Source organism: Nostoc sp. PA-18-2419, assembly GCF_005869855.1.
Taxonomy (GTDB): domain Bacteria; phylum Cyanobacteriota; class Cyanobacteriia; order Cyanobacteriales; family Nostocaceae; genus Nostoc.
On sequence record NZ_SZNH01000087.1, the window covers coordinates 1 to 4,841 of the forward strand.

Below are 4,841 nucleotides of genomic sequence, written 5' to 3' on the forward strand. Positions count from 1 at the left end.
GTCGTCCGATTCCCGACTTACAGCTATATGTACTAGATGAACATTTACAGCCAGTGCCGATTGGTGTTCCAGGCCAGATGTATGTTGGTGGTGCTGGGGTGGCGCGTGGTTATCTCAATCGTCCCGAACTCACACAACAACGGTTTATCTCTAACCCGTTTGGCAACAACCTTCAAGCACGACTATATAAAACAGGGGATAAGGCGCGTTACTTGCCCAATGGCGAGTTAGAGTATTTAGGACGAATTGACAATCAAGTTAAAATTCGAGGCTTCCGTATCGAATTAGGCGAAATTGAAGCGGTTTTAAATCAACACCCCTTAGTACAGGAGAGTGTAGTCGTCGTCAGAGAAGACACCTCTGGAGATACTTGTACTGAACGAAGTCGAAGTAAACGTCTTGTAGCTTATTTAGTAGCTGCTGTTGATCACAAAACATTACCCCAGCACGTTGCCCAATGGCAGAGCGAGTACATTAGTGACTGGCAAATGCTCTATGAACAAGCCTATAGCCAAAACCAAGCATCCACTGATGACCTCACGTTCAATATTACTGGTTGGAACAGTAGTTATACCAGACAACCCATCCCAGATTGGGAAATGCAGGAGTGGGTTGAGAACACAGTTAGCCGCATTCTGGCTGGTTTTCCGCAACGGGTACTAGAAATTGGTTGTGGAACGGGTTTACTGTTATCTCGCATTGCCAAGCACTGTCAACAGTATTGGGGATGTGATTATTCTATTGCCGCAATCAAGCACGTTAAGCAGATATGCTCCACAGTTGATGGTCTCGCCCATGTGCGACTATTGCACCAAATGGCTGACAACTTTGAAGGTATCCCTAAAGCTAAATTCGACACTGTTATTTTGAACTCTGTAGTGCAGTATTTCCCTGGTGTTGAGTATTTGTTGCAGGTAATAGAAGGAGCAATGGCAGCAATTGGCACTCAGGGTAAACTATTCATGGGCGATATCCGCAGTTTGCCATTACTAGAGCCATATCATGCAGCCGTGCAGTTGTTCCAAGCTGCTGAAGATAGAACTGTTGACCAATGGCAGCGAATGGTAAATCAGAGTGTTGCTGCTGAAGAAGAATTAGTCATCGACCCCAGTTTCTTTATCGCCCTCCAGACACGCTTTCCTCAAATTACTTGGGTAGAGATTCAGCCCAAAGGCGGTAACGCTCAAAATGAGTTAACTCAATTCCGTTATGATGTTACCTTGCACGTAGATACTGATGCCCAAAGAACAGTAGTTCCTTGGTTAAATTGGCAACTTGACAAGCTTTCGTTGACACAAATTCAAAATCGATTGCAACAGGAACAGCCCCAAGTGTTGGCAATCAGGCGCGTACCGAATCAAAGGGTACAGCAAGCACTACAAGTTTGGCAATGGTTAGAACATCCCCCGGCTGTAGAAACAGTGGGCCAACTGCGGCAGTTTCTAGCACAACAGCCAACACTGGGGGTCAATCCAGAGCAGTTTTACAAGTTGGGGCAACAATTTGGTTACACTGTTAACCTAAGTTGGTGGGAGAGTAGTCAGGATGGTTGCTATGATGTGGTGTTCTGCCGCCATAATTCGAGGCAGACACTTGCACTGAGAAAAGCTGAAGTGTCTGAGGCACAAATTGCTTTTTGGGAGACTTCAACAGTCACTACCAAACCTTGGAGTGACTATACTAACAATCCTCTACGAGGCAAGTTAGTTCAGAAACTAGTACCGCAGCTGCGTGAACATATCCAACAAAAGCTACCCGATTACATGATGCCACAGGCTTTTGTCGTCCTCAATGCCCTGCCATTAACCCTCAATGGCAAAGTAGATCGCCGCGCCCTGCCTTCACCTGATACAGCTACAAGAAATCTTTCAACTGGCTTTATTTTACCTCGCACCCCAATTGAAGCTCAACTGGCTCGAATCTGGAGTCAAGTTCTGGGAGTTGAACGTATTGGCGTTAAGGACAACTTCTTTGATCTGGGTGGTCATTCCCTACTAGCTACCCAAGTCCTTTCAGAGATTAACTCAGCTTTTGGGCTTGATATATCTATACAGATGATGTTTGAGTCTCCCACAGTAGCTGGGATAGCAGCCTACATAGAAGCAGTGAATTTAGTAACACAAAATTTGTCAGTTAAAGAAATTGGTAGTGAGGTAGTGGAGTTTTGAGCATGACTAACAGCACCCTGGAATTCATTCGTCACCTGACAAACCTAAGTATTGAACTAGAGGCCGATGGCGATCGCTTGCGCTGTCATGCACCTGAAGGAGTATTAACTTCAACACTACGTCAGGAAATAGCTGGGCGTAAAACCGAAATTATACTGTTTTTACAGCAAGCAAAGCAGGTTAAAACCTCTAATCAGTTGCCCATTGAAAAAGTGCCACGGAACGGTGAACTACCGCTATCTTTTGCACAGCAGCAACTCTGGCTTTTGCACCAGCTCTCGCCTGACAGTTGTTCTTATAATATGCTATTGATTCTGCGGCTAGATGGGTCGCTCAATATAGTTGCACTGGAGCAAAGCCTAAGTGAACTTGTTCGTCGCCACGAGGTCTTAAGAACCACTTTTCCTTCAGTAGACGGAAAACCCGTCCAGGTAATTGCTCCTCCTACTGCCTTAACTTTGCCCTGCTATGATTTGCAGGGGTTATTAGCCCAAGAACAAACTGCTCAAATTCGGCAAATAGCGAACTCCATTGCATCCAAGCCCTTCGATCTGGCTGCTGAACCATTATTACAACTGACTCTACTCCAACTGAGTAACCAAGAATATATACTGCTGTTGAAGATGCACCACATCATTTACGATGGCTGGTCTTTGAACATCTTCAACCGTGAGTTATCTCAGCTATATGCAGCTTTCACTCAAGGTTTGCCCAACCCACTACCAGAATTACCCATCCAATACGCTGACTTTGCCGTTTGGCAACGCCAATGGTTGACAGGTGAAGTCCTTGATCGACAACTGGCTTACTGGCAAAAACAGTTAGCGGATGCCCCTGTTGTACTAGAACTGCCAACTGATAAACCACGTCCCCCAGTCCAGACCTTCAGAGGTGGAGTTGAGCGTTTCCAACTGGATCGTGACCTCACGCAACGCCTTAAGCAACTGAGTCAAGAGTCAAACGCAACGTTGTTTATGACTCTACTAGCAGGTTTTTTAGTCTTGCTCTCTCGTTACAGTGGTCAATTAGATATTGTTGTTGGCTCCCCAACCGCTAACCGCAACAACAAGAGCATTCAGGAGCTAATAGGTTTTTTTGTTAATACCCTTGCATTAAGGGGCGATCTCTCTGCCAACCCCAGCTTTACAGATTTTTTGGCGCAAGTGCGGCAAACGACACTATCAGCATACGCTCATCAGGACTTGCCCTTTGAGATGTTGGTAGAAAAGCTACAGCCAGAACGAGATTTAAGTCGTAATCCCCTAGTACAGGTGATGTTCTCCCTCCATAACACCGCACAGTCTTCTTGGGATTTGCCAGGTTTAACTATCCAGGATATATCCTTACCAATTGATGAAATGGTCAGGTTTGACCTGGAAGTACACTACTGGGAAGTTTCAGGAGCTTTGGAGGGTATCTGGAGTTATAGTACTGATTTATTTGATGCAACGACAATTAATCGCATAGCCCAAAATTTTCAAACTTTACTCCAAGCAATTGTCGCAAATAAAGAAGCGCGAATTGCAGAATTACCACTGTTAACGATCGCAGAACGCCATCAATTGTTGGTGGAATATAACAACACTCAACTAGATTATCCCCAAGATAAGTGTATTCATCAGTTGTTTGAGGAGCAGATAGCGCGTACTCCCGATGCGGTGGCGGTAGTGTTTGCAGGTCAACAACTTACATACCGAGAATTAAACTATCGTGCTAACCAATTAGCGCATTACTTACGTTGTTTGGGTGTGGGAGCAGATGTACTAGTAGGCATTTGCGTAGAGCGTTCTTTAGAAATGATTGTGGGACTGTTAGGAATTCTCAAGGCAGGTGGAGCTTATGTACCACTTGACCCGGTGTATCCCCAAGACCGTCTTAGTTTAAAGGCGTTTTAGTCAATCACAATAATGTAACTCGTCTGTTTGCAGCCACAGACTCTTGCTATAACTTTAATACTCAAGATGTATGGACACTATTTCATTCTTATGCCTTTGACTTCTCTGTATGGGAAATTTGGGGTGCTTTGCTGTATGGTGGACGACTGGTAGTAGTACCTTATTTAGTGACGCGATCGCCCGAATCCTTGTATGAGTTATTGTCTACTGAAAAAGTCACAATTCTCAATCAAACACCTTCGGCATTCCGCCAATTGATTCAAGCTGAAAAATCTCAAGCAACTGCTGGCGATTTGAACTTACGCCTAGTAATTTTCGGTGGGGAAGCCTTAGAACTATCGAGTTTGCAACCTTGGTTTGAACGCCACGGCGACCAAATGCCCCAATTAGTGAATATGTACGGGATTACCGAAACCACTGTACACGTCACTTATCGTCCATTGAGCAAAGCTGATTTGGATGGTACTGCCAGTGTGATTGGTCGTCCGATTCCCGACTTACAGCTATATGTACTAGATGAACATTTACAGCCAGTGCCGATTGGTGTTCCAGGCCAGATGTATGTTGGTGGTGCTGGGGTGGCGCGTGGTTATCTCAATCGTCCCGAACTCACACAACAACGGTTTATCTCTAACCCGTTTGGCAACAACCTTCAAGCACGACTATATAAAACAGGGGATAAGGCGCGTTACTTGCCCAATGGCGAGTTAGAGTATTTAGGACGAATTGACAATCAAGTTAAAATTCGAGGCTTCCGTATCGAATTAGGCGAAATTGA

General features: G+C 45.0%; 1 protein-coding gene and 1 pseudogene. Both read left to right on the forward strand.

The window, feature by feature from the left end; translation table 11 throughout:
- Positions 1-2,168: phosphopantetheine-binding protein (locus FCR06_RS31925; protein WP_138506899.1), on the forward strand; the 2,168-nt coding region annotated here is incomplete at its 5' end.
- 2 nt (positions 2,169-2,170) lie between these two features.
- Positions 2,171-4,841: pseudogene (locus FCR06_RS31930) on the forward strand (condensation domain-containing protein); the annotation flags it as partial.